The sequence below is a fragment of the Rhodanobacter sp. DHB23 genome, assembly GCF_014842975.1.
Taxonomy (GTDB): domain Bacteria; phylum Pseudomonadota; class Gammaproteobacteria; order Xanthomonadales; family Rhodanobacteraceae; genus Rhodanobacter_A.
Genome location: NZ_JACYXK010000005.1, coordinates 1 through 1,172 on the forward strand (window position 1 = coordinate 1; position 1,172 = coordinate 1,172).

1 protein-coding gene is annotated in these 1,172 nt (G+C 67.0%); it reads right to left on the reverse strand.

Features of this window, described 5'->3' with window-relative positions:
• Positions 1-16: 16 nt before the first annotated feature.
• Positions 17-946: a transposase gene (locus IHE47_RS00035; protein WP_192102885.1), complete on the reverse strand. Its 930-nt coding sequence runs from the start codon at positions 944-946 to the stop codon at positions 17-19.
• Between the last annotated feature and the right edge of the window lie 226 nt (positions 947-1,172).

A 1,172-nucleotide genomic window follows, 5' to 3' on the forward strand; every position in this document is an offset into this window, starting at 1 on the left:
GTAGGAGCAACTGTCTTCACTCCGCCATCGGCGTTCTCCATTCAGCGCGGTCACGCGCCATGGCGTTGAGGCGGGTGAGGAGGACGCGCATACAGGCGGTGATGGCGACCTTGGCGCACTTGCCGCGCTGTCGTAATTGCGCGTAGCGCGCGTGGAAGTCGGGCTGGGTACGGATGACGGACCAGCTCGCCATGTACAGCACGCGTCGGATGGCGGCGCGGCCGCCGCGGATGCGGCGTTTGCCGGCGTGCTGGCCGCTGTCGACGTTGTAGGGCGCCAGCCCGGCCAAGGCGGCGATCTGGCGACGATCCAGTCGTCCCAGCTCAGGCAGGTAGGCCAGGACGCTGGCCGTGGTGACCTCGCCGATGCCGTCGATGGCCAGCAGGCGCCGACTCAGGTCGTCGTCGAGTTGGCGCTGGGTCTGGACGATGGCCCGGTCGATGCGACGGATGCGCTGGCGCAGGTGATGGATGTGTTCGATGAGATCGTCGCGCACCTGCGACAGGTGGGCCTGATGCAGGCGACGGCGTTCGTCGTCGCGTTGCTGGACGAGCTGCTCGCGGCGCTGAACCAGGTCGCGCAGCGCCTCGCGCTCAGGCTCCACGGCGACACTGGGCACCTGGACCAGTTCGGCCATGCGGGCCAGCAATGCGGCATCGATGGGATCGGTCTTGGCCGTCTTGCCCATCGCTTCGGCAAAGGCGCGGGCGCGCCGAGGGTTGATGCGGGTGGCCGGGTGGCCGGCCGCCAGCAAGGCCCGCAGCAAGGCGCGTTCGTAACCGCCGGTGGCTTCCAGCAGGACATTGCCCACGGGTTGGCCGTGTAACCGTGCCAGCAGTTGGGCATGCCCGTCCGGCGTGTTGGTGAAGATGAGGTGCTGGGCTTGCGGCCACAGGCACACGGCCAAGCTGTCCTTGGCCACGTCGATACCGATCCAGAGAGTCATGGAAATCCGTACACTGGGAGACAGGAGAGAGCCGCCTCACGCCTGCCCACGCTTGTGAAGTTCGAGCTTCGGCTCGTTCAACTGTTCGGGCTGCAGTGTGAGGTCGATGTGCGGCCGCTCGGGCTCCTACTCGTGCTTCCAACACTGCGCGCCTTCGGCGTGCCGCACATCGCTCTCCGCTTCCACTTTACGGATTTGGGCAGACACAAGCGCACCCTGTGCGCGA

Coding starts and splice junctions, on each gene's coding strand:
- IHE47_RS00035 (WP_192102885.1), bottom strand. CDS start 946: ATGACTCTCTGGATCGGTATCGACGTGGCCAAGGACAGCTTGGCCGTG.